The 21,180-nt window shown below is 54.5% G+C and carries 31 protein-coding genes; all 31 read left to right on the top strand.

Going from position 1 to position 21,180, the window contains the following annotated elements:
* Nucleotides 1-26 precede the first annotated feature (26 nt).
* A complete protein-coding gene (rpoC, locus tag QMX98_RS07555; protein ID WP_007896632.1) occupies nt 27-4,226 on the top strand; it encodes a DNA-directed RNA polymerase subunit beta' in 4,200 nt (1,399 codons plus the stop codon).
* Between the two features lie 216 nt (nt 4,227-4,442).
* Complete coding sequence (gene rpsL / locus QMX98_RS07550; protein WP_002555494.1) at nt 4,443-4,814, top strand: 30S ribosomal protein S12; 372 nt, start codon at nt 4,443-4,445, stop codon at nt 4,812-4,814.
* Between the two features lie 118 nt (nt 4,815-4,932).
* Nucleotides 4,933-5,403: a 30S ribosomal protein S7 gene (rpsG, locus tag QMX98_RS07545; protein WP_002555493.1), complete on the top strand. Its 471-nt coding sequence runs from the start codon at nt 4,933-4,935 to the stop codon at nt 5,401-5,403.
* Nucleotides 5,404-5,433: 30 nt separating this feature from the next.
* A complete protein-coding gene (gene fusA / locus QMX98_RS07540) occupies nt 5,434-7,539 on the top strand; it encodes an elongation factor G (protein ID WP_010467261.1) in 2,106 nt (701 codons plus the stop codon).
* A 31-nt stretch (nt 7,540-7,570) separates the two neighbouring features.
* The gene (gene tuf, locus QMX98_RS07535) at nt 7,571-8,764 is read left to right on the top strand and encodes an elongation factor Tu (RefSeq protein ID WP_007896660.1); all 1,194 of its coding nucleotides are present in this window, start codon (nt 7,571-7,573) and stop codon (nt 8,762-8,764) included.
* Nucleotides 8,765-8,920: 156 nt separating this feature from the next.
* Nucleotides 8,921-9,232, top strand: coding sequence for a 30S ribosomal protein S10 (rpsJ, locus tag QMX98_RS07530; RefSeq protein WP_003186070.1), 312 nt, complete (start codon nt 8,921-8,923; stop codon nt 9,230-9,232).
* An 80-nt stretch (nt 9,233-9,312) separates the two neighbouring features.
* The gene (gene rplC / locus QMX98_RS07525) at nt 9,313-9,948 is read left to right on the top strand and encodes a 50S ribosomal protein L3 (RefSeq protein ID WP_003186059.1); all 636 of its coding nucleotides are present in this window, start codon (nt 9,313-9,315) and stop codon (nt 9,946-9,948) included.
* A gap of 12 nt (nt 9,949-9,960) precedes the next feature.
* On the top strand, nt 9,961-10,563 hold the full coding sequence (rplD, locus tag QMX98_RS07520) for a 50S ribosomal protein L4 (protein ID WP_007896707.1): 603 nt from the start codon (nt 9,961-9,963) through the stop codon (nt 10,561-10,563).
* A complete protein-coding gene (rplW, locus tag QMX98_RS07515; protein ID WP_002555488.1) occupies nt 10,560-10,859 on the top strand; it encodes a 50S ribosomal protein L23 in 300 nt (99 codons plus the stop codon). The genes rplD and rplW overlap by 4 nt, the downstream gene beginning before the upstream one ends.
* A gap of 14 nt (nt 10,860-10,873) precedes the next feature.
* Nucleotides 10,874-11,698 (top strand): 50S ribosomal protein L2, encoded by an 825-nt coding sequence (gene rplB, locus QMX98_RS07510; protein WP_003176423.1) that lies wholly within the window; start codon nt 10,874-10,876, stop codon nt 11,696-11,698.
* A gap of 16 nt (nt 11,699-11,714) precedes the next feature.
* Complete coding sequence (gene rpsS, locus QMX98_RS07505; protein WP_002555486.1) at nt 11,715-11,990, top strand: 30S ribosomal protein S19; 276 nt, start codon at nt 11,715-11,717, stop codon at nt 11,988-11,990.
* Nucleotides 11,991-12,003: 13 nt separating this feature from the next.
* Nucleotides 12,004-12,336 (top strand): 50S ribosomal protein L22, encoded by a 333-nt coding sequence (gene rplV / locus QMX98_RS07500; RefSeq protein WP_003103908.1) that lies wholly within the window; start codon nt 12,004-12,006, stop codon nt 12,334-12,336.
* Nucleotides 12,337-12,349: 13 nt separating this feature from the next.
* Nucleotides 12,350-13,036 (top strand): 30S ribosomal protein S3, encoded by a 687-nt coding sequence (gene rpsC, locus QMX98_RS07495; protein WP_003176422.1) that lies wholly within the window; start codon nt 12,350-12,352, stop codon nt 13,034-13,036.
* A gap of 12 nt (nt 13,037-13,048) precedes the next feature.
* Nucleotides 13,049-13,462 carry a 50S ribosomal protein L16 gene (gene rplP / locus QMX98_RS07490; RefSeq protein WP_007896757.1) on the top strand — a complete coding sequence of 138 codons (414 nt, stop codon included), beginning with the start codon at nt 13,049-13,051 and terminating at the stop codon, nt 13,460-13,462.
* Nucleotides 13,462-13,653: a 50S ribosomal protein L29 gene (gene rpmC, locus QMX98_RS07485; protein WP_002555481.1), complete on the top strand. Its 192-nt coding sequence runs from the start codon at nt 13,462-13,464 to the stop codon at nt 13,651-13,653. The genes rplP and rpmC overlap by 1 nt, the downstream gene beginning before the upstream one ends.
* Nucleotides 13,654-13,655: 2 nt before the next feature.
* Nucleotides 13,656-13,922 (top strand): 30S ribosomal protein S17, encoded by a 267-nt coding sequence (gene rpsQ, locus QMX98_RS07480; protein ID WP_003176419.1) that lies wholly within the window; start codon nt 13,656-13,658, stop codon nt 13,920-13,922.
* 23 nt (nt 13,923-13,945) lie between these two features.
* Nucleotides 13,946-14,314, top strand: a complete 369-nt coding sequence (gene rplN, locus QMX98_RS07475) for a 50S ribosomal protein L14 (protein WP_002555479.1) — start codon at nt 13,946-13,948, stop codon at nt 14,312-14,314.
* Between the two features lie 11 nt (nt 14,315-14,325).
* Entirely contained in the window at nt 14,326-14,640 is a 315-nt protein-coding gene (gene rplX / locus QMX98_RS07470) for a 50S ribosomal protein L24 (protein WP_003176416.1), read from the top strand.
* Nucleotides 14,641-14,660: 20 nt separating this feature from the next.
* The gene (rplE, locus tag QMX98_RS07465) at nt 14,661-15,200 is read left to right on the top strand and encodes a 50S ribosomal protein L5 (protein ID WP_003176415.1); all 540 of its coding nucleotides are present in this window, start codon (nt 14,661-14,663) and stop codon (nt 15,198-15,200) included.
* A 13-nt stretch (nt 15,201-15,213) separates the two neighbouring features.
* Nucleotides 15,214-15,519, top strand: coding sequence for a 30S ribosomal protein S14 (rpsN, locus tag QMX98_RS07460; RefSeq protein ID WP_003176414.1), 306 nt, complete (start codon nt 15,214-15,216; stop codon nt 15,517-15,519).
* 209 nt (nt 15,520-15,728) lie between these two features.
* Nucleotides 15,729-16,121, top strand: coding sequence for a 30S ribosomal protein S8 (rpsH, locus tag QMX98_RS07455; protein ID WP_003186040.1), 393 nt, complete (start codon nt 15,729-15,731; stop codon nt 16,119-16,121).
* A gap of 12 nt (nt 16,122-16,133) precedes the next feature.
* Complete coding sequence (gene rplF, locus QMX98_RS07450; protein WP_003176412.1) at nt 16,134-16,667, top strand: 50S ribosomal protein L6; 534 nt, start codon at nt 16,134-16,136, stop codon at nt 16,665-16,667.
* 10 nt (nt 16,668-16,677) lie between these two features.
* Nucleotides 16,678-17,028 (top strand): 50S ribosomal protein L18, encoded by a 351-nt coding sequence (gene rplR, locus QMX98_RS07445; RefSeq protein WP_003186037.1) that lies wholly within the window; start codon nt 16,678-16,680, stop codon nt 17,026-17,028.
* 3 nt (nt 17,029-17,031) lie between these two features.
* Complete coding sequence (gene rpsE, locus QMX98_RS07440) at nt 17,032-17,532, top strand: 30S ribosomal protein S5 (RefSeq protein WP_007943782.1); 501 nt, start codon at nt 17,032-17,034, stop codon at nt 17,530-17,532.
* Between the two features lie 2 nt (nt 17,533-17,534).
* Nucleotides 17,535-17,711, top strand: coding sequence for a 50S ribosomal protein L30 (rpmD, locus tag QMX98_RS07435; protein WP_003186033.1), 177 nt, complete (start codon nt 17,535-17,537; stop codon nt 17,709-17,711).
* A gap of 3 nt (nt 17,712-17,714) precedes the next feature.
* The gene (rplO, locus tag QMX98_RS07430) at nt 17,715-18,152 is read left to right on the top strand and encodes a 50S ribosomal protein L15 (protein WP_010467269.1); all 438 of its coding nucleotides are present in this window, start codon (nt 17,715-17,717) and stop codon (nt 18,150-18,152) included.
* Nucleotides 18,153-19,481: a preprotein translocase subunit SecY gene (secY, locus tag QMX98_RS07425; RefSeq protein WP_007896784.1), complete on the top strand. Its 1,329-nt coding sequence runs from the start codon at nt 18,153-18,155 to the stop codon at nt 19,479-19,481. It abuts the gene before it with no gap.
* Between the two features lie 27 nt (nt 19,482-19,508).
* Nucleotides 19,509-19,625 carry a 50S ribosomal protein L36 gene (rpmJ, locus tag QMX98_RS07420; protein ID WP_002555468.1) on the top strand — a complete coding sequence of 39 codons (117 nt, stop codon included), beginning with the start codon at nt 19,509-19,511 and terminating at the stop codon, nt 19,623-19,625.
* Between the two features lie 130 nt (nt 19,626-19,755).
* Nucleotides 19,756-20,112, top strand: coding sequence for a 30S ribosomal protein S13 (gene rpsM, locus QMX98_RS07415; RefSeq protein WP_003186020.1), 357 nt, complete (start codon nt 19,756-19,758; stop codon nt 20,110-20,112).
* Nucleotides 20,113-20,142: 30 nt separating this feature from the next.
* A complete protein-coding gene (rpsK, locus tag QMX98_RS07410; protein WP_002555466.1) occupies nt 20,143-20,532 on the top strand; it encodes a 30S ribosomal protein S11 in 390 nt (129 codons plus the stop codon).
* An 18-nt stretch (nt 20,533-20,550) separates the two neighbouring features.
* Nucleotides 20,551-21,171 (top strand): 30S ribosomal protein S4, encoded by a 621-nt coding sequence (gene rpsD / locus QMX98_RS07405; protein WP_003210056.1) that lies wholly within the window; start codon nt 20,551-20,553, stop codon nt 21,169-21,171.
* Nucleotides 21,172-21,180 lie beyond the last annotated feature (9 nt).

The following is a 21,180-nucleotide window of genomic DNA, read 5'->3' as shown; positions in this document are numbered from 1 at the left end:
TCTCTGCTCCGCCAGGAGGAAAGGCCTTGAAAGACCTACTGAATTTGCTGAAAAACCAGGGTCAAGTCGAAGAGTTCGACGCCATCCGTATTGGATTGGCATCGCCTGAGATGATCCGTTCGTGGTCGTTCGGTGAAGTTAAAAAGCCGGAAACCATCAACTACCGTACGTTCAAACCTGAACGTGACGGCCTGTTCTGCGCCAAGATCTTTGGCCCGGTAAAGGATTACGAGTGCCTGTGCGGTAAGTACAAGCGCTTGAAGCACCGTGGCGTGATCTGCGAGAAGTGCGGCGTTGAAGTCGCGCTGGCTAAAGTTCGTCGTGAGCGCATGGCGCACATCGAACTGGCCTCGCCAGTTGCCCACATCTGGTTCTTGAAATCGCTGCCGTCGCGTATCGGCTTGCTGATGGACATGACCCTGCGTGATATCGAACGCGTTCTCTATTTCGAGAGCTATGTCGTTATCGATCCAGGCATGACCACCCTTGAAAAAGGTCAGCTGCTCAACGACGAGCAGTACTTCGAAGCGCTGGAAGAGTTCGGCGACGATTTCGATGCCCGTATGGGTGCCGAAGCTGTCCGTGAACTGCTGCACGCTATCGACCTGGAACACGAGATTGGCCGTCTGCGCGAAGAAATTCCGCAAACCAACTCCGAAACCAAAATCAAAAAGCTGTCCAAGCGTCTGAAGTTGATGGAAGCCTTCCAGGGTTCCGGCAACCTTCCAGAATGGATGGTGCTGACCGTTCTGCCGGTTCTGCCGCCAGATCTGCGTCCACTGGTCCCGCTGGATGGCGGTCGCTTCGCGACTTCCGACCTCAACGATCTGTATCGTCGAGTAATCAACCGTAACAACCGCTTGAAGCGTCTGCTCGATCTGTCCGCTCCGGACATCATCGTGCGCAACGAAAAGCGTATGTTGCAGGAAGCTGTCGATGCACTGCTCGACAACGGTCGTCGTGGCCGCGCTATCACCGGTTCGAACAAGCGTCCTCTGAAATCCCTGGCTGACATGATCAAGGGTAAGCAAGGTCGTTTCCGTCAGAACTTGCTCGGTAAGCGTGTTGACTACTCCGGTCGTTCGGTAATTACCGTAGGTCCGACCCTGCGTCTGCACCAGTGCGGTCTGCCGAAGAAAATGGCCCTCGAGCTGTTCAAGCCGTTCATCTTCGGCAAGCTGGAAATGCGTGGTCTCGCTACCACCATCAAAGCTGCCAAGAAGATGGTCGAGCGCGAGCTGCCAGAGGTTTGGGACGTTCTCGCTGAAGTGATCCGTGAACACCCGGTTCTCCTCAACCGTGCACCGACCCTTCACCGTCTGGGTATCCAGGCGTTTGAACCGGTACTGATCGAAGGTAAGGCTATCCAGCTGCACCCTCTGGTCTGTGCTGCGTACAACGCCGACTTCGACGGCGACCAAATGGCCGTGCACGTACCGCTGACACTGGAAGCCCAGTTGGAAGCGCGTGCGTTGATGATGTCGACCAACAACATTCTGTCGCCAGCCAACGGTGAGCCAATCATCGTTCCGTCGCAGGACGTTGTATTGGGTCTGTACTACATGACTCGTGAAGCGATCAACGCCAAAGGCGAAGGTCGTGTGTTCGCGGATCTGCAAGAAGTTGACCGTGTGTTCCGTGCCGGCGAAGCCGCACTGCACGCCAAGGTCAAAGTGCGGATCAACGAAACCGTCAACGATCGTGATGGTGGCAGCGTCAAGAACACCCGTATCGTCGACACCACTGTCGGCCGTGCGCTGTTGTTCCAGGTTGTTCCACCTGGCCTGTCATACGACGTCGTCAACCAGCCGATGAAGAAAAAGGCGATCTCCAAGCTGATCAACCAGTGCTACCGCGTGGTTGGTTTGAAAGAGACCGTGATCTTCGCTGACCAGTTGATGTACACCGGTTTTGCTTATTCGACCATCTCCGGCGTTTCCATCGGTGTTAACGACTTCGTTATCCCGGATGAAAAAGCCCGCATCATCGGTGCTGCTACCGACGAAGTGAAAGAGATCGAAAGTCAGTACGCCTCCGGCCTGGTAACCCAGGGCGAGAAGTACAACAAAGTGATCGACCTTTGGTCCAAGGCGAACGACGAAGTTTCCAAGGCGATGATGGCCAACCTCTCGAAAGAGAAAGTCATCGACCGTCATGGCGTCGAAGTCGACCAAGAGTCCTTCAACTCGATGTACATGATGGCCGACTCGGGCGCACGGGGTTCTGCTGCGCAGATCCGTCAGCTCGCCGGTATGCGTGGCCTGATGGCCAAGCCGGACGGTTCCATCATCGAAACGCCGATTACTGCGAACTTCCGTGAAGGTTTGAGCGTACTTCAGTACTTCATCTCCACTCACGGTGCTCGTAAAGGTTTGGCGGATACCGCGTTGAAAACTGCGAACTCCGGTTACCTGACTCGTCGTCTGGTAGACGTGGCGCAGGATCTGGTTGTGACCGAGATTGATTGCGGCACCGAACATGGCCTGGTAATGACTCCGCACATTGAAGGCGGTGACGTTGTCGAGCCGTTGGGTGAGCGCGTATTGGGTCGTGTCATTGCTCGTGACGTGTTCAAGCCAGGTACCGAAGAAATCATCGTTCCTGCCGGCACGCTGGTAGACGAGAAGTGGGTCGAGTTCATCGAGCTGAACAGCATCGACGAAGTGATCGTGCGTTCGCCGATCAGCTGCGAAACCCGCTATGGCATTTGCGCCAAGTGCTACGGCCGTGACTTGGCTCGTGGTCACCAGGTGAACATCGGTGAAGCGGTCGGCGTTATCGCTGCCCAGTCCATCGGTGAGCCGGGTACCCAGCTGACCATGCGTACGTTCCACATCGGTGGTGCGGCAAGCCGGACCTCCGCAGCTGATAGCGTTCAGGTGAAAAATGGCGGTACCGTCCGTCTGCATAACCTGAAACACGTTGAGCGAGTGGATGGTTGCCTGGTTGCTGTGTCCCGTTCCGGTGAGCTGGCGATCGCTGATGACTTCGGTCGTGAGCGCGAGCGTTACAAGCTGCCGTACGGTGCTGTGATTTCGGTTAAAGAAGGTGACAAGGTCGACGCTGGCGCAATCGTGGCCAAGTGGGATCCGCACACTCACCCAATCGTTACCGAAATGAAAGGTACCGTGACCTACGTGGGCATGGAAGAAGGCATCACGATCAAGCGTCAGACTGACGAATTGACCGGTATGACCAATATTGAAGTACTCGACGCCAAAGACCGTCCAGCTGCCGGTAAAGATATCCGTCCTGCTGTGAAGATGGTTGATGACAACGGCAAGGATCTCTTGCTGCCGGGTACCGACGTAATTGCTCAGTACTTCCTGCCTGCTAACGCCCTGGTCGGTGTAGCGGACGGCGCGAAAATCGCGATCGGTGATGTTATCGCTCGTATTCCGCAAGAGACTTCGAAAACCCGTGACATCACCGGTGGTCTGCCGCGTGTTGCCGACTTGTTCGAAGCCCGTCGTCCGAAAGAAGCCTCGATTCTGGCTGAAGTCAGCGGCACCATCGCGTTCGGTAAAGAGACCAAAGGCAAGCGCCGTCTGGTCATTACCCCGAACGACGGTAGCGATCCGTATGAAGAGCTGATTCCGAAGTGGCGTCACCTGAACGTCTTCGAAGGCGAACAGGTAAACCGCGGCGAAGTTATCTCCGACGGCCCAAGCGATCCACACGACATCCTGCGTCTGCTGGGTGTGAGTGCGCTGGCCAAGTACATCGTGAACGAGATCCAGGACGTTTATCGTCTGCAAGGCGTGAAGATCAACGATAAGCACATCGAGACCATCCTGCGTCAGATGCTGCGTAAAGTTGAAATCGCTGAATCCGGCGATTCCAGTTTCATCAAGGGCGACCAGATGGAATTGACTCACGTTCTGGTAGAGAACGAGCGTTTGGCTGGCGACGAGAAATTCGTTTCCAAGTTCACTCGCGTGCTGCTGGGTATCACCAAGGCGTCGTTGTCCACCGAATCGTTCATCTCGGCGGCTTCCTTCCAGGAAACCACTCGCGTACTGACCGAAGCGGCGGTAACCGGCAAGCGCGATTACCTGCGCGGCCTGAAAGAAAACGTAGTCGTGGGTCGTCTGATCCCGGCCGGTACCGGTCTGGCTTATCACAGCGAGCGCAAGCGCCGCCGTGATGCTGACAAACCGTTGCGCGTTAGCGCCAGTGAAGTGGAAGCTGCACTGACCGAAGCACTGAACTCGAGCGGTAACTGAGTTCTGCGGTAAATGAGTGTGGGGCCCCGGTCGTTCCGTTCATCGAATCGAGACAATTTGTCGAGGTTGGATGAGCGGGGAGGTCGGGGCCTTGCCTTGACTGGGGACAAGATCCTCTTTAGACTCTTGTACCCCTAAATTTGGCGGGAATTCGTTCCTGCCATTTTGCTTTTCTTGCAAGACAATAGCGTCGCAAGACAACAGTGGAGCTAGTAGATGGCAACTATCAACCAGCTGGTACGTCAGCCGCGTAAGCGTATCGTCGAGAAATCCGACGTGCCTGCGCTGCAGAACTGCCCGCAACGTCGTGGCGTATGCACCCGTGTGTATACCACCACGCCGAAAAAACCTAACTCGGCACTGCGTAAAGTATGCCGTGTGCGTCTGACCAACGGTTTCGAGGTTTCCTCGTACATCGGCGGTGAAGGCCACAACCTGCAAGAGCACAGCGTGGTACTGATCCGCGGCGGTCGTGTAAAAGACTTGCCAGGTGTTCGTTACCACACCGTACGCGGTTCTTTGGATACTTCCGGCGTTAAAGGTCGTAACCAGGGTCGTTCGAAGTACGGTACCAAGAAGCCTAAGTAGTAGCGGCTTTTTGTAAGAACTGATTTTCTATTTTTCTGAGTCGATAAGAGTAAGGTCGGAGGCGTCCCGAAAGGGCACCGATTCCGAGCGAACCTGAAGACCGTTTGAGGGCTTATCCATGCCAAGAAGACGCGTAGCAGCCAAGCGCGAAGTGCTTGACGATCCAAAATACGGCAGCCAGATCCTGGCCAAGTTCATGAACCACGTAATGGAAAGCGGCAAGAAAGCCGTTGCCGAGCGTATCGTTTATGGCGCGCTGGAAAAGGTTAAAGAACGCAAGAACAGCGATCCCCTGGAAATCTTCGAGAAAGCTCTCGACGCCATCGCTCCGCTGGTCGAAGTAAAGTCGCGCCGTGTAGGCGGTGCCACTTACCAGGTTCCGGTCGAAGTTCGTCCGTCCCGTCGTAACGCTCTGGCAATGCGCTGGTTGGTAGACTTCGCCCGTAAGCGCGGCGAGAAGTCTATGGCTCTGCGTTTGGCTGGCGAACTGTTGGACGCTGCTGAAGGCAAAGGTGCTGCAGTTAAGAAGCGTGAAGACGTGCACCGTATGGCTGAAGCCAACAAGGCTTTCTCGCACTACCGCTTCTAATTTTAGCGTCACTAATTTTGCGAGGGCTTTATGGCTCGTACTACACCGATTAATCGCTACCGTAACATTGGTATCGTTGCTCACGTGGATGCTGGTAAAACCACCACCACCGAGCGCGTCCTTTTTTACACTGGCAAAAGTCACAAAATGGGCGAGGTGCATGACGGCGCCGCGACCACAGACTGGATGGTGCAGGAGCAGGAGCGTGGTATTACCATTACTTCTGCTGCTATTACCGCCTTCTGGCAGGGTTCCGAGAAGCAGCACAAAGACCAGTATCGCTTCAACGTCATCGACACCCCGGGCCACGTTGACTTCACTATTGAAGTTGAGCGTTCCTTGCGTGTTCTCGACGGCGCGGTCGTTGTGTTCTGCGGCACCTCGGGTGTTGAGCCTCAGTCGGAAACCGTATGGCGTCAGGCCAACAAGTACGGCGTTCCACGTCTTGTTTATGTAAACAAGATGGACCGTGCTGGTGCGAACTTCCTGCGCGTGATCGGTCAGATCAAGCAGCGTCTGGGTCACACCCCGGTTCCAATCCAGTTGGCTATCGGTTCCGAAGACAACTTCCAGGGTCAGATCGACCTGATGGCTATGGAAGCTGTTTACTGGAATGATTCTGACAAAGGCATGGTTCCAGTTCGCAAGCCTATCCCTGCAGAACTGCAGGAACTGGCTGACGAATGGCGCGGCAATATGGTTGAAGCTGCGGCTGAAGCCAGCGAAGAGCTGATGAACAAGTACCTCGAAGGTGAAGAACTCACCAACGCGGAAATCAAGGCCGCTCTGCGTCAGCGTACTATCGCTGGTGAGATCGTTCTGGCTGTTTGCGGTTCTTCCTTCAAGAACAAGGGTGTTCCCCTGGTTCTCGACGCCGTGATCGACTACCTGCCTGCTCCTTCCGACATTCCTGCCATCAAGGGTACAGACCCGGATGACGAGACCAAGGAAATGGAGCGTCACGCAGACGACAGCGAGCCGTTCTCGGCTCTGGCGTTCAAGATCGCTACCGACCCATTCGTGGGTACCTTGACCTTCGTTCGAGTTTACTCGGGCGTGTTGGCCTCCGGCGACGGCGTGATCAACTCGGTTAAAGGCAAGAAAGAGCGTGTGGGTCGTATGGTGCAAATGCACGCAAACGCCCGTGAAGAAATCAAGGAAGTACGCGCTGGTGACATCGCGGCCTTGATCGGCATGAAGGACGTCACCACTGGTGAGACTTTGTGCAACGCTGACAAGCCAATCATCCTGGTTCGCATGGACTTCCCGGAGCCGGTTATTTCGGTTGCCGTAGAGCCTAAGACCAAGGATGACCAGGAAAAAATGGGTATCGCTCTGGGCAAGCTCGCTCAGGAAGATCCATCTTTCCGCGTCAAGACTGATGAAGAGACTGGTCAAACGATCATCTCCGGCATGGGCGAGTTGCACCTGGACATCCTGGTTGACCGGATGCGCCGTGAGTTCAACGTCGAAGCCAACATCGGTAAGCCACAAGTTTCGTACCGTGAGCGCATCACGAAGAGCTGCGAAATTGAAGGCAAGTTCGTTCGTCAGTCCGGCGGTCGTGGCCAGTTCGGTCACTGCTGGATTCGTTTTGCTCCTGCTGACGAAGGTCAGGAAGGTCTGCAATTCCTGAACGAAGTAGTGGGTGGTGTGGTTCCTAAGGAATACATCCCGGCTATCCAGAAGGGTATCGAAGAGCAGATGAAGAACGGCGTTGTGGCCGGCTATCCGCTAATCGGCCTGAAGGCTACCGTGTTTGATGGTTCTTACCACGACGTCGACTCCAACGAGATGGCGTTTAAGGTGGCTGCTTCCATGGCAACCAAGCAACTGGCCCAGAAGGGCGGTGGTGAGTTGCTTGAGCCGATCATGGCGGTAGAGGTTGTTACACCTGAAGACTATATGGGTGACGTGATGGGCGACCTTAACCGTCGTCGCGGCATGATCCTGGGTATGGAAGACACGGTCTCCGGCAAAGTAATTCGTGCTGAGGTTCCGCTGGGCGAGATGTTCGGTTATGCAACTGACGTCCGTTCCATGTCCCAAGGTCGCGCAAGCTACTCTATGGAATTCAAAAAATACAATACGGCTCCGTCGCACATCGTCGAAACCGTTACCAAAAAACAAGGCTGATTCAGCCCCTTTAGGCTAGGAGTTAATTGTCGTGGCTAAAGAAAAATTTGACCGTACCCTCCCGCACGTCAACGTTGGCACCATCGGTCACGTCGACCACGGTAAAACCACGCTGACCGCTGCTCTGACTCGCGTCTGCTCCGAAGTTTTCGGTTCGGCCGTTGTTGCTTTCGACAAAATCGACAGCGCTCCGGAAGAAAAGGCTCGTGGTATCACCATCAACACCGCGCACGTTGAATACAACTCGCTGATCCGTCACTACGCTCACGTTGACTGCCCAGGTCACGCTGACTACGTGAAGAACATGATCACCGGTGCTGCTCAGATGGACGGCGCTATCCTGGTTTGCTCGGCCGCTGATGGTCCGATGCCACAAACCCGTGAGCACATCCTGCTGTCCCGTCAGGTTGGCGTTCCGTACATCGTTGTCTTCCTGAACAAGGCTGACATGGTTGACGACGCTGAGCTGCTGGAACTGGTTGAGATGGAAGTGCGCGACCTGCTGAGCACTTACGACTTCCCAGGTGACGACACTCCGATCATCATCGGTTCGGCTCTGATGGCTCTGAACGGCCAAGACGACAACGAAATGGGCACCACTGCCGTTCGTAAGCTGGTTGAGACTCTGGACAGCTACATTCCAGATCCAGTTCGCGTTATCGACAAGCCGTTCCTGATGCCAATCGAAGACGTATTCTCGATCTCCGGTCGCGGTACTGTTGTAACTGGCCGTATCGAGCGCGGTATCGTCAAGGTTCAGGATCCACTGGAAATCGTTGGTCTGCGTGACACTACCGTCACCACCTGTACCGGTGTTGAAATGTTCCGTAAGCTGCTCGACGAAGGTCGTGCTGGCGAGAACTGCGGCGTTCTGCTGCGTGGTACCAAGCGTGACGACGTTGAGCGTGGCCAGGTTCTGGTTAAGCCAGGTTCGGTCAAGCCGCACACCAAGTTCGAAGCTGAAGTCTACGTTCTGAGCAAAGAAGAAGGCGGTCGTCACACTCCGTTCTTCAAAGGCTACCGTCCACAGTTCTACTTCCGTACTACTGACGTGACTGGTAACTGCGAACTGCCGGAAGGCGTTGAAATGGTAATGCCGGGCGACAACATCAAAATGGTTGTCACCCTGATCAAGACCATCGCAATGGAAGACGGTCTGCGTTTCGCTATCCGTGAAGGCGGTCGTACCGTCGGCGCTGGCGTCGTAGCCAAAATCATCGAGTAAGCTCTTTTCGAGTTGGCTTTGATGAATTGAAAAAGCCCCCGCTTAGCGGGGGCTTTTTTATTGGGTTGACACCTATATGGGGCGTCTATAGAATTGCGCCTCCTTTTAACGGGCGTATTGCGCTCGGTGGGAATAGCAGCCGGAGTCTGAAATCCAATGCAAAATCAGCAAATCCGTATCAGGTTGAAGGCTTTTGACCATCGCCTGATCGACCAATCCACCCAGGAAATCGTGGAAACCGCGAAACGTACTGGTGCTCAAGTGCGTGGTCCAATTCCACTGCCTACCCGTAAAGAGCGGTTCACCGTTCTGGTCTCCCCGCACGTCAACAAAGACGCGCGTGACCAGTACGAGATCCGTACTCATAAGCGCGTACTGGACATCGTCCAGCCAACGGATAAAACCGTTGATGCTCTTATGAAGCTTGATCTTGCGGCCGGTGTGGAAGTACAGATCAGCCTCGGCTAAGACTCGGTCTTAGTCGTGTAACGCTCTGAAATGGGCGGCCATAGCGGGTGAAAGCCCCGTACACTCATGAGGTTTACAACATGACTATTGGTGTAGTCGGTCGTAAATGCGGTATGACCCGTATTTTCACCGAAGAAGGTGTCTCCATTCCGGTCACGGTCATTGAGATCGAGCCGAATCGCGTCACCCAGTTCAAAACTGAAGAGACCGATGGCTATCGTGCAGTGCAAGTCACTGTAGGCGAGCGTCGTGCTTCGCGTGTTACAGCTGCTCAAGCTGGCCACTTCGCTAAAGCGAACGTTGCCGCTGGTCGTACCGTAATGGAATTCCGCCTTGAAGAAGGCGAGTACCAGGCCGGCGATCTGATCAACGCTGAAATCTTCGCCGCTGGTCAACTGGTTGATGTAACCGGTCAGTCCAAGGGTAAGGGCTTCCAGGGTACGATCAAGCGTTGGAACTTCCGCGGGCAAGATAATACCCACGGTAACTCCGTGTCCCACCGCGTTCCAGGCTCTATCGGCCAGTGCCAGACTCCTGGTCGTGTATTCAAGGGCAAAAAAATGTCCGGTCATATGGGCGCTGAGCGCGTGACCGTGCAGTCCCTCGAAGTAGTGCGCGTGGACGCTGAACGCAATCTGTTGTTGGTCAAGGGCGCTGTTCCTGGCGCTACTGGCGGCAACTTGGTTGTACGTCCAGCAGCCAAGGCTCGCGGTTAAGGGGAAGCTGACATGCAATTAAATGTAAATGACGCTCAAGCGATCGAAGTTTCCGAACTGACATTTGGCGGCGAATTCAACGAGACGCTGGTTCACCAAGCAGTCGTGGCCTACATGGCCGGCGGCCGTCAAGGTAGCAAGCAGCAAAAGACCCGTTCCGACGTTCGTGGTGGCGGTAAGCGCCCATGGCGTCAGAAAGGTACTGGCCGTGCTCGTGCCGGTACTATCCGTAGCCCAATCTGGCGTGGCGGCGGTACCACTTTCGCAGCTCGTCCTCAGGATCACACCCAGAAGCTGAACAAGAAGATGTATCGCGCAGCAATGCGTTCCATCCTTGCTGAGCTGGTGCGTACTGATCGTCTGGTTGTGGTTCAGGACTTCGCTGTTGATGCACCGAAGACCAAAGATCTGCTGAACAAACTGACCGGCATGGGCCTGACTGACGTCTTGATCGTGTCTGAAGTAGTTGATCAGAACCTGTACCTGGCTGCTCGTAACCTGCCACACGTTGATGTACGTGACGTGCAAGGTTCCGATCCAGTTAGTCTGATCGCATACGACAAGGTGTTGATCACCGTGTCGGCCGTGAAGAAATTCGAGGAGCTGCTGGGATGAACCAGGAACGCGTATTTAAAGTTCTGCTTGGCCCGCACGTTTCCGAGAAGGCTACGGTTCTGGCTGACAAGAAAGGCCAGTTCGTTTTCAAGGTTGCAACTGACGCAACCAAGCTGGAAATCAAGAAGGCCGTCGAAAGCCTGTTCAGCGTGAAAGTAGAGCGTGTTACTACCCTGAATGTTCTGGGTAAGAGCAAGCGCACTGCTCGCGGTCTGGGCAAGCGTAATGACTGGAAGAAGGCAGTTATCTCCCTTCAGCCAGGCCAAGATCTCGATTTCAGCAGCAGTGCTGAGTAAGGAAGGGGTGCATCATGGCAATCGTTAAATGCAAACCGACTTCCCCTGGCCGCCGTTTTGTGGTCAAGGTGGTCAACCAGGAGCTGCATAAAGGCGCTCCTCACGCACCGCTGCTCGAGAAAAAATCGAAGACTGGTGGTCGTAACAACAATGGTCGCATTACCACTCGTCACATCGGTGGTGGCCATAAGCAGCATTATCGTCTGGTCGATTTCCGTCGCAACGACAAAGATGGCATCTCTGCCACTGTCGAGCGTATCGAATACGATCCAAACCGTACTGCTCACATCGCTCTGCTGCTGTACGCAGATGGCGAGCGTCGCTACATCATCGCCCCTAAAGGCGTGAGTGCTGGCGACCAGCTGATCGCAGGTGCTTTGGCGCCGATCAAGCCGGGCAACGCTCTGCAACTGCGTAACATTCCAGTTGGTAGCACCGTACACGGCATCGAATTGAAGCCAGGTAAAGGCGCGCAAATCGCTCGTTCCGCTGGTGCTTCGGCTCAGCTGATCGCTCGTGAAGGTGTCTACGTGACCCTGCGTCTGCGTTCTGGTGAGATGCGTAAAGTGCTGGCTGAATGCCGTGCGACCCTGGGTGAAGTCTCGAACTCCGAGCACAGCCTGCGTTCGCTGGGTAAAGCTGGTGCCAAACGCTGGCGTGGCGTTCGCCCAACCGTTCGTGGTGTTGCCATGAACCCGGTTGACCACCCACATGGTGGTGGTGAAGGTCGTACCTCTGGTGGTCGTCATCCGGTATCGCCATGGGGCTTCCCGACTAAGGGCGCGAAGACTCGTGGTAATAAGCGTACCGACAAAATGATCGTCCGTCGTCGCAAGTAAATAGAGGGATACGACAGTGCCACGTTCTCTGAAAAAAGGTCCTTTTATTGATCTTCACCTACTGAAGAAGATCGAAGTGGCGGCGGAAAAGAACGATCGCAAACCAGTTAAAACCTGGTCGCGTCGTTCGATGATCCTGCCACAAATGGTCGGTCTGACCATTGCAGTTCATAACGGTCGTCAACATGTTCCAGTTCTCGTGAACGAAGACATGGTCGGCCACAAACTAGGCGAGTTTGCCGGTACCCGCACATATCGTGGGCACGTGGCAGACAAGAAAGCCAAGCGTTAAGGGGTAAGGAACGATGGAAGTAGCCGCTAAGTTGTCGGGCGCTCGAATCTCCGCCCAGAAAGCCCGCTTGGTCGCCGACCAGATCCGCGGGAAGAAGGTGGGCGAAGCGCTCAACCTGTTGGCTTTCAGCAGTAAGAAAGCCGCCGAGATCATGAAGAAAGTGCTGGAGTCGGCCGTAGCCAACGCCGAGCATAACGAAGGCGCAGACGTTGATGACCTCAAGGTCAGCACCGTTTTCGTCAACGAAGGGCGTTCGCTGAAGCGAATCATGCCACGTGCCAAAGGCCGTGCTGATCGCATCGTCAAGCGGTCTTGCCATATCACTGTCAAGGTTGCTGACAAGTAACGGAGTCGAAGAGATGGGTCAGAAAGTACATCCCATTGGCATTCGCCTGGGAATCGTCAAGGAACACACCTCCGTCTGGTACGCAGACGGTCGGACTTATGCGGACTATTTGTTCGCTGATCTGAAGGTGCGTGAGTATCTCCAAGACAAACTAAAAAGCGCGTCCGTAAGCCGTATCGATATCCATCGTCCGGCTCAAACTGCACGTATCACCATCCACACCGCTCGTCCAGGTATCGTTATCGGGAAGAAAGGTGAAGATGTTGAGAAACTGCGTCAGGACCTGACCAAACAAATGGGTGTGCCTGTGCACATCAATATCGAAGAAATCCGCAAGCCGGAACTCGACGGTATGTTGGTTGCGCAGAGCGTAGCTCAGCAGCTGGAGCGTCGCGTAATGTTCCGTCGCGCTATGAAGCGCGCTGTACAAAACGCCATGCGCATTGGTGCCAAAGGCATCAAAATCCAAGTGAGCGGTCGTCTCGGCGGTGCTGAAATCGCACGTACTGAATGGTATCGCGAAGGTCGTGTGCCACTGCACACCCTGCGTGCCGACATCGACTATGCCAACTACGAAGCTCACACCACTTACGGTGTGATCGGTGTAAAGGTTTGGATCTTCAAAGGCGAAGTAATTGGTGGTCGCCAAGAAGAACTGAAACCACAAGCACCAGCGCCTCGTAAAAAAGCTGCTAAGTAAGGGGTACGCCAAATGTTGCAACCAAAGCGTACGAAGTTCCGCAAGCAGATGACAGGCCACAACCGTGGTCTGGCTCAGCGCGGTAGCAAAGTCAGCTTCGGCGAGTTCGCGCTGAAGTCTGTAGCTCGTGGTCGTCTCACCGCTCGTCAGATCGAGTCAGCGCGTCGTGCTCTGACCCGTCACGTTAAACGTGGCGGCAAGATCTGGATCCGTGTATTCCCGGACAAGCCTATTTCCAAAAAGCCACTCGAAGTTCGGATGGGTAAAGGTAAGGGTAGTGTGGAGTACTGGGTTGCCCAGATTCAGCCAGGCAAAGTCCTGTATGAAATCGAGGGTGTTTCTGAAGAGCTGGCGCGTGAGGCTTTTGCCCTGGCTGCTGCAAAGCTGCCGCTCGCCACCGCCTTTGTTAAACGGACGGTGATGTGATGAAAGCGAATGAACTTCGTGAAAAATCCGCACAGCAGCTGAACGAGCAACTGCTCGGCTTGCTGCGCGACCAGTTCAATCTGCGTATGCAGAAAGCAACTGGCCAGTTGGGGCAGTCTCATCTGCTCTCGCAAGTTAAGCGTGACATCGCTCGCGTGAAGACTGTGCTCAACCAGCAGGCAGGTAAGTAATCATGGCTGAAGCCGAAAAAACTGTCCGTACGCTGACTGGCCGTGTTGTCAGCGACAAGATGGACAAAACCATCACCGTTCTGATCGAGCGTCGCGTTAAGCACCCGATCTACGGTAAATACGTTAAGCGTTCGACTAAGCTGCACGCGCACGACGAAACCAATCAGTGCCACATCGGCGACAAAGTCACTATTCGTGAAACTCGTCCTTTGGCCAAGACCAAGTCTTGGGCGCTGGTTGATGTTCTCGAACGCGCTGTGGAAGTCTAAGGACTAGGGGTCGGAGAAATTATATGATTCAGACTCAATCCATGCTCGATGTGGCCGATAACAGCGGCGCTCGCCGTGTTATGTGCATCAAGGTGCTGGGTGGCTCCCATCGTCGTTACGCTGGTATCGGTGACATCATCAAAGTTACCGTCAAGGAAGCAATTCCTCGCGGTAAAGTGAAAAAAGGCCAAGTGATGACTGCTGTTGTAGTCCGCACTCGTCACGGTGTACGCCGTGCTGATGGCTCCATTATCCGCTTTGATGGCAACGCTGCTGTTCTTCTGAACAACAAGCAAGAGCCGATCGGCACCCGTATCTTTGGGCCAGTGACCCGTGAACTTCGTACTGAGAAGTTCATGAAGATCGTCTCGCTCGCCCCAGAAGTGCTGTAAGGAGATCCGACATGCAAAAGATTCGTCGTGACGACGAGATCATCGTGATCGCCGGCAAAGACAAAGGTAAGCGCGGTAAGGTGCTTAAGGTTCTCGCTAATAACCGTCTGGTTATTGGTGGTCTGAACCTGGTTAAGCGTCATACCAAGCCTAACCCGATGTCGGGCGTACAAGGCGGTATCGTCGAAAAAGAAGCTCCACTGGACGCTTCTAACGTCGCCATTTTCAACGGCGAAACCAACAAGGCTGACCGCGTTGGTTTCAAAGTAGAAGACGGCAAGAAAATTCGTGTCTTCAAGTCGACCCAAAAAGCGGTTGATGCTTGAACACTGCTAGGTAGAAGACCATGGCACGACTAAAAGAGATTTACTGGAAGGAAATCGCACCGAAGCTTAAGGAAGAACTTAAGCTTTCGAACGTGATGGAAGTTCCACGCGTTACCAAAATCACCCTGAACATGGGTCTGGGCGAAGCTGTCGGTGACAAAAAAGTCATCGAGCACGCTGTTGCCGACCTGGAAAAGATCACCGGTCAGAAAGTCGTTGTGACTTACGCTCGGAAATCCATCGCTGGCTTTAAAGTCCGTGAAGGTTGGCCGATCGGCGTCAAAGTGACCCTGCGCCGTGAGCGTATGTACGAGTTCCTGGATCGTCTGCTGTCGATCTCCCTGCCTCGGGTTCGCGACTTCCGCGGCCTGAATGCCAAGTCCTTCGATGGTCGTGGTAACTACAGCATGGGCGTTAAAGAGCAGATCATCTTCCCGGAAATCGACTACGACAAGATCGATGCTCTCCGCGGTCTGGACATTACCCTGACCACCACTGCCAAGAACGATGATGAAGGTCGCGCCCTGTTGCGTGCTTTCAAATTCCCGTTCCGCAACTGATTGGAGTAGGAAAATGGCCAAGATGAGCATGAAAAACCGCGAGCTGAAGCGTCAGCTCACGGTTGCCAAGTACGCCAAAAAGCGTGCAGCACTGAAAGCTATCATCGTTGATCTGAACGCAAGTCCAGAAGCACGTTGGGAAGCTACAGTAGCTCTGCAGAAGCAGCCACGTGACGCAAGCGCCTCGCGCATGCGTAACCGCTGCCGCCTGACCGGTCGTCCACACGGCGTTTACCGCAAGTTCGGCCTCGGCCGTAACAAACTGCGTGAAGCTGCAATGCGTGGTGACGTACCTGGTCTGGTTAAAGCCAGCTGGTAAGCACTATCAAAGTCTCGGTGTTCGGGATCGCAAGATCCTGACCACCGGTGACCTTGAACTTGAATCAAGCCCCTTTTGGGGCTTGATTCATTTGTGGGGTGTGTCTAGAATACCCGGCTCGCCTGAGCCCGTGCTTTTTCCGCATGGATGAGCTCGGCGACAAGTAGTAGCCGCAAGGCTAATTTTTTTGTATTAGGAGCGTCTAGCCCATGAGTATGCAGGACCCGTTAGCGGACATGCTAACTCGAATCCGTAATGCCCAGATGGCTGAAAAGTCCGTCGTAAGCATGCCATCTTCTACTTTGAAGGTAGCTGTTGCCAAAGTCCTGAAGGACGAAGGTTACATTGCGGGTTATCAGATCAGCAGCGAAATCAAGCCACTGCTGTCCATCGAGCTGAAGTACTTCGAAGGCCGTCCGGTCATCGAGGAAGTGAAGCGCGTTAGCCGTCCAGGCCTGCGTCAGTACAAGTCCGTCGATGATCTGCCAAAAGTTCGTGGCGGTCTCGGTGTGTCTATCGTCTCCACCAACAAAGGTGTGATGACGGATCGTGCTGCGCGCGCTGCCGGTGTCGGCGGCGAAGTTCTTTGCACTGTGTTCTAAGGGGGGATAAGCATGTCACGCGTCGCTAAGAACCCCGTTAAGCTGCCAGCCGGTGTCGAAGTAAAATTCGCAGGCCAACAGCTTTCGGTGAAGGGTGCCAAGGGCACTCTCGAACTGAACATCCATTCGTCCGTTGAGATCGTTGAAGAAGCTGGTGAGCTGCGTTTCGCTGCTCGCAATGGCGATCAACAAACTCGCGCAATGGCTGGTACCACTCGTGCGTTGGTAAACAACATGGTCCAAGGCGTAAGCCAAGGCTTCGAGCGTAAGCTCCAGCTGGTCGGTGTTGGTTACAAAGCGCAAGCAAAAGGCACAGTGCTGAACCTGGCTCTTGGCTTCTCGCACCCAGTGGATTATGAACTGCCGGAAGGCATCACCGCTGAGACTCCTAGCCAGACCGATATCCTGATCAAGGGCATCGATAAGCAGCTGGTAGGTCAAGTGGCCGCCGAGATCCGCGACTTCCGTCCACCAGAGCCGTACAAAGGCAAAGGTGTGCGCTACGCGGACGAAGTCGTCCGTCGTAAAGAAGCCAAGAAGAAGTAGGGCATAGCAAATGACCGACAAAAAAGTTACTCGACTGCGTCGCGCTCGCAAAGCACGCCTGAAAATGCACGAACTCGAAGTCGTGCGTCTCTGCGTGTTCCGCTCGTCGCAGCACATCTACGCCCAGGTCATTTCGGCCGACGGCAACAAAGTCCTGGCATCTGCCTCGACTTTGGATAAAGAACTGCGTGATGGCGCCACTGGCAACATCGACGCGGCCACTAAGGTTGGCCAGCTGGTCGCTACGCGTGCAAAAGCCGCTGGCGTCTCGCAGGTGGCTTTCGACCGCTCTGGCTTCAAGTACCACGGCCGCGTCAAGGCGCTGGCTGATGCTGCTCGTGAAGCTGGGCTGGAGTTCTAAGTTATGTCAAATAACGACCAAAAGCGCGACGAAGGCTACATTGAGAAGCTGGTTCAAGTTAACCGCGTAGCCAAAACCGTTAAAGGCGGCCGTATCTTCACTTTCACCGCGTTGACCGTGGTAGGTGATGGTAAAGGGCGTGTTGGCTTCGGCCGTGGCAAGTCACGTGAAGTGCCTGCTGCGATCCAGAAGGCAATGGAAGCTGCTCGTCGCAACATGATCCAAGTTGATCTGAACGGCACCACTCTGCAGTACGCAATGAAGTCCGGTCACGGCGCTTCGAAGGTGTACATGCAGCCTGCTTCTGAAGGTACCGGTATCATCGCTGGCGGCGCTATGCGTGCTGTCCTCGAAGTTGCTGGCGTTCAGAACGTTCTGGCCAAGTGCTACGGCTCGACTAACCCGGTAAACGTGGTTCACGCCACTTTCAAAGGTTTGAAAGCTATGCAGTCTCCTGAATCCATTGCCGCCAAGCGTGGCAAAAGCGTCAAGGAGATCTTCTGATCATGGCTACCGTTAAAGTTACGCTGATCAAAAGCATGACCGGCCGCATCCCTAACCACAAACTGTGCGTTAAGGGTCTGGGTCTGCGTCGCATCGGTCACACTGTAGAAGTACTTGATACTCCCGAGAATCGCGGGATGATCAACAAGGCTTACTACATGCTGCGTGTCGAGGGTTAATCGATGAAACTCAATGATCTGAGTCCAGCGCCGGGTTCCCGTCGCGAAAAGCATCGTCCGGGCCGTGGTATCGGTAGTGGTTTGGGCAAGACCGGTGGCCGTGGCCACAAAGGTCAGTCCTCCCGCTCCGGTGGCACCATTGCTCCAGGCTTTGAAGGCGGTCAACAGCCGCTGCATCGTCGCCTGCCAAAGTTCGGTTTCGTTTCCCTGAAGGCCATGGACCGCGCAGAAGTGCGTCTGTCCGAGCTGGCTAAAGTGGAAGGCGACATCGTCACTGTGCAGTCCCTGAAAGATGCCAACGTGATCAACGTCAACGTACAGCGTGTGAAAATCATGCTGTCCGGCGAAGTTACTCGCGCTGTTACCATCGGAAAGGGAATCGGCGCCACCAAAGGTGCGCGTTCGGCTATCGAAGCAGCTGGCGGCAAGTTCGAGGAATAAATGGCTAAGCAAGGTGCTCTCTCTGCGCTCGGCAAAGGCGGTATGTCTGAACTCTGGGCTCGTCTGCGTTTTCTGTTCCTGGCGATTATCGTCTACCGAATAGGCGCACACATCCCGGTTCCAGGTATCAACCCGGACCGACTCGCGGACCTGTTTCGACAGAATGAGGGGACCATTCTTAGCTTGTTCAACATGTTTTCCGGCGGCGCGCTGGAGCGGATGAGTATCTTTGCACTGGGGATCATGCCGTACATTTCGGCATCGATCATCATGCAACTGATGACAGCCGTCAGCCCGCAGCTGGAGCAGTTGAAGAAGGAAGGTGAAGCTGGGCGTCGCAAGATTGCCCAGTACACCCGCTACGGCACTGTCGTCCTCGCTCTCGTTCAGGCAATTGGCATGTCCATTGGTCTGGCGGGGCAGGGCGTTGCGTTCACTGGTGACTTTGGCTTCCATTTCGTCGCGGTATCCACGTTTGTGGCTGGTGCGATGTTCATGATGTGGCTGGGTGAGCAGATTACTGAGCGTGGTGTTGGCAACGGTATCTCGATGTTGATTTTCGCAGGTATCGTCGCCGGTCTTCCGAGAGCGATCGGGCAGTCTTTCGAGTCTGCGCGTCAGGGTGATATCAACATTTTTGCCTTGGTTGCCATCGGTTTGCTGGCAGTAGCGATTATCGGTTTTGTGGTGTTCATTGAGCGTGGTCAGCGTCGTATTGCTGTTCATTACGCCAAGCGTCAGCAGGGTCGTAAGGTCTTTGCTGCGCAGACTAGCCACTTGCCGTTGAAGGTGAACATGGCCGGTGTTATTCCGGCCATTTTCGCGAGCAGCATTTTGCTGTTCCCGGCTTCGTTGGGTACCTGGTTCGGTCAGTCTGAAGGTATGGGCTGGCTGCAGGACATCTCGCAGTCGATCGCTCCTGGTCAGCCGTTGAATATTCTGCTGTTTAGTGCAGGGATTATTTTCTTCTGCTTCTTCTATACGGCGTTGATGTTCAATCCGAAAGACGTAGCGGAAAACCTGAAGAAGTCCGGTGCCTTTATTCCGGGCATCCGTCCAGGTGAGCAGTCTGCGCGCTACATTGATGGCGTTCTGACTCGTTTGACCCTGTTCGGTGCTCTATATATGACGGCCGTATGCCTGTTGCCCCAGTTCCTGGTGGTTGCAGCAAACGTTCCGTTCTACCTTGGCGGGACCTCGTTGCTGATCGTCGTCGTGGTTGTGATGGACTTCATGTCCCAAGTACAATCGCACCTCGTTTCGCACCAGTACGAATCCCTGATGAAGAAAGCCAACCTGAAGGGTTACGGCAGCGGCATGTTGCGCTGAGTACCCATAAGGTTCGAGGAGTTGGTGATGAAAGTTCGTGCATCGGTGAAAAAGCTGTGCCGCAACTGCAAGATTATTCGCCGCGAAGGTGTTGTTCGAGTAATTTGCAGCGCGGAACCGCGTCACAAACAGCGCCAAGGCTGAGTGTGATTGTGCTTCAAGCCCGGTAGCTAGTGCGCTACCGGGTTGATTATTTGTTATTACAGCGATATTATCTCGCGCCCTATTTCTTGGCTTCCGGGGCGTAGGTAGCTGTCAATTGGAGTCCCACTGAATGGCCCGTATTGCAGGCGTTAACATTCCAGATAACAAGCATACTGTTATCTCGCTGACCTACATCTATGGTGTTGGTCGCACTACTGCGCAGAAGATCTGTGCAGTGACTGGGGTAAACCCAGCCGCAAAGATCAAGGATCTGAGCGACGAGCAGATTGAACAGCTGCGTGGCGAAGTGGCGAAGTTCACCACTGAAGGTGACCTGCGTCGCGAAATCAACATGAAAATCAAGCGTTTGATGGACCTCGGTTGCTATCGCGGTCTGCGTCATCGTCGTGGTCTTCCAGTGCGCGGTCAGCGTACCAAGACTAACGCGCGTACCCGTAAAGGTCCGCGTAAGCCGATCCGCAAGTAATCGCCCCAGCGAATCGACAGGAAATTAATCATGGCTAAACCTGCTGCTCGTCCTCGTAAAAAAGTTAAAAAGACAGTGGTTGATGGCATCGCCCACATCCATGCATCTTTTAACAACACAATCGTGACCATCACCGACCGTCAAGGCAACGCTCTTTCCTGGGCTACCTCCGGTGGTTCGGGTTTCCGCGGTTCCCGCAAGTCCACCCCGTTTGCTGCTCAAGTAGCTGCTGAACGTGCTGGTCAAGCTGCGCTGGAATACGGTCTGAAAAACCTCGACGTTAACGTCAAAGGTCCAGGCCCAGGTCGTGAATCTGCAGTCCGCGCTTTGAACGGCTGTGGCTACAAGATCGCCAGCATCACCGACGTGACGCCAATCCCGCACAACGGGTGCCGTCCGCCGAAGAAGCGCCGCGTGTAATCCAGGAGATTGTAAAGAATGGCTCGTTACATTGGTCCAAAATGCAAACTCGCTCGTCGCGAAGGCACCGATCTCTTTCTGAAGAGCGGCGTGCGCGCGATCGAATCGAAGTGCAACATCGAAGCAGCACCTGGTATCCACGGCCAACGCCGCGGTCGCCAGTCCGATTACGGCACCCAACTGCGTGAAAAGCAGAAGGTCCGTCGTATCTACGGCGTTCTCGAGCGTCAATTCAGCGGCTACTACAAAGAAGCTGCTGGCAAGAAAGGTGCAACCGGTGAAAACCTGCTGCAACTGCTCGAATGCCGTCTGGACAACGTTGTATACCGTATGGGTTTTGGCTCTACTCGTGCCGAATCCCGTCAGCTGGTATCGCACAAATCCGTCAGCGTTAACGGTCAGACCGTAAACGTACCGTCCTACCAGGTTCGTGCTGGTGACGTGGTCGCGATTCGCGAGAAAGCAAAGAACCAACTTCGCATTGTCCAAGCTCTCGATCTGTGTGCCCAACGTGGCCGCGTAGAATGGGTAGAAGTAGACACTGAGAAGAAGTCGGGCGTTTTCAAGAACGTTCCTGCTCGCAGTGATCTGTCCGCCGACATCAACGAAAGCCTGATTGTCGAGCTCTACTCCAAGTAAGGGCTAGAA

The organism is Pseudomonas sp. PS02303, from assembly GCF_029959925.1.
In the GTDB taxonomy this organism is placed as follows: Bacteria; Pseudomonadota; Gammaproteobacteria; order Pseudomonadales; family Pseudomonadaceae; genus Aquipseudomonas; species Aquipseudomonas mandelii.
This window is presented reverse-complemented; position numbering and strand designations above follow the sequence as displayed.

Bases quoted from the DNA above. Each gene is read 5' to 3' on its own strand.
- rpsL (WP_002555494.1), top strand. From the start codon at position 4,443: ATGGCAACTATCAACCAGCTGGTACGTCAGCCGCGTAAGCGTATCGTC.
- rpsG (WP_002555493.1), top strand. From the start codon at position 4,933: ATGCCAAGAAGACGCGTAGCAGCCAAGCGCGAAGTGCTTGACGATCCA.
- fusA (WP_010467261.1), top strand. From the start codon at position 5,434: ATGGCTCGTACTACACCGATTAATCGCTACCGTAACATTGGTATCGTT.
- rpsJ (WP_003186070.1), top strand. From the start codon at position 8,921: ATGCAAAATCAGCAAATCCGTATCAGGTTGAAGGCTTTTGACCATCGC.
- rplC (WP_003186059.1), top strand. From the start codon at position 9,313: ATGACTATTGGTGTAGTCGGTCGTAAATGCGGTATGACCCGTATTTTC.
- rplD (WP_007896707.1), top strand. From the start codon at position 9,961: ATGCAATTAAATGTAAATGACGCTCAAGCGATCGAAGTTTCCGAACTG.
- rplW (WP_002555488.1), top strand. From the start codon at position 10,560: ATGAACCAGGAACGCGTATTTAAAGTTCTGCTTGGCCCGCACGTTTCC.
- rplB (WP_003176423.1), top strand. From the start codon at position 10,874: ATGGCAATCGTTAAATGCAAACCGACTTCCCCTGGCCGCCGTTTTGTG.
- rplV (WP_003103908.1), top strand. From the start codon at position 12,004: ATGGAAGTAGCCGCTAAGTTGTCGGGCGCTCGAATCTCCGCCCAGAAA.
- rpsC (WP_003176422.1), top strand. From the start codon at position 12,350: ATGGGTCAGAAAGTACATCCCATTGGCATTCGCCTGGGAATCGTCAAG.
- rplP (WP_007896757.1), top strand. From the start codon at position 13,049: ATGTTGCAACCAAAGCGTACGAAGTTCCGCAAGCAGATGACAGGCCAC.
- rpmC (WP_002555481.1), top strand. From the start codon at position 13,462: ATGAAAGCGAATGAACTTCGTGAAAAATCCGCACAGCAGCTGAACGAG.
- rpsQ (WP_003176419.1), top strand. From the start codon at position 13,656: ATGGCTGAAGCCGAAAAAACTGTCCGTACGCTGACTGGCCGTGTTGTC.
- rplN (WP_002555479.1), top strand. From the start codon at position 13,946: ATGATTCAGACTCAATCCATGCTCGATGTGGCCGATAACAGCGGCGCT.
- rplX (WP_003176416.1), top strand. From the start codon at position 14,326: ATGCAAAAGATTCGTCGTGACGACGAGATCATCGTGATCGCCGGCAAA.
- rplE (WP_003176415.1), top strand. From the start codon at position 14,661: ATGGCACGACTAAAAGAGATTTACTGGAAGGAAATCGCACCGAAGCTT.
- rpsN (WP_003176414.1), top strand. From the start codon at position 15,214: ATGGCCAAGATGAGCATGAAAAACCGCGAGCTGAAGCGTCAGCTCACG.
- rpsH (WP_003186040.1), top strand. From the start codon at position 15,729: ATGAGTATGCAGGACCCGTTAGCGGACATGCTAACTCGAATCCGTAAT.
- rplF (WP_003176412.1), top strand. From the start codon at position 16,134: ATGTCACGCGTCGCTAAGAACCCCGTTAAGCTGCCAGCCGGTGTCGAA.
- rplR (WP_003186037.1), top strand. From the start codon at position 16,678: ATGACCGACAAAAAAGTTACTCGACTGCGTCGCGCTCGCAAAGCACGC.
- rpsE (WP_007943782.1), top strand. From the start codon at position 17,032: ATGTCAAATAACGACCAAAAGCGCGACGAAGGCTACATTGAGAAGCTG.
- rpmD (WP_003186033.1), top strand. From the start codon at position 17,535: ATGGCTACCGTTAAAGTTACGCTGATCAAAAGCATGACCGGCCGCATC.
- rplO (WP_010467269.1), top strand. From the start codon at position 17,715: ATGAAACTCAATGATCTGAGTCCAGCGCCGGGTTCCCGTCGCGAAAAG.
- secY (WP_007896784.1), top strand. From the start codon at position 18,153: ATGGCTAAGCAAGGTGCTCTCTCTGCGCTCGGCAAAGGCGGTATGTCT.
- rpmJ (WP_002555468.1), top strand. From the start codon at position 19,509: ATGAAAGTTCGTGCATCGGTGAAAAAGCTGTGCCGCAACTGCAAGATT.
- rpsM (WP_003186020.1), top strand. From the start codon at position 19,756: ATGGCCCGTATTGCAGGCGTTAACATTCCAGATAACAAGCATACTGTT.
- rpsK (WP_002555466.1), top strand. From the start codon at position 20,143: ATGGCTAAACCTGCTGCTCGTCCTCGTAAAAAAGTTAAAAAGACAGTG.
- rpsD (WP_003210056.1), top strand. From the start codon at position 20,551: ATGGCTCGTTACATTGGTCCAAAATGCAAACTCGCTCGTCGCGAAGGC.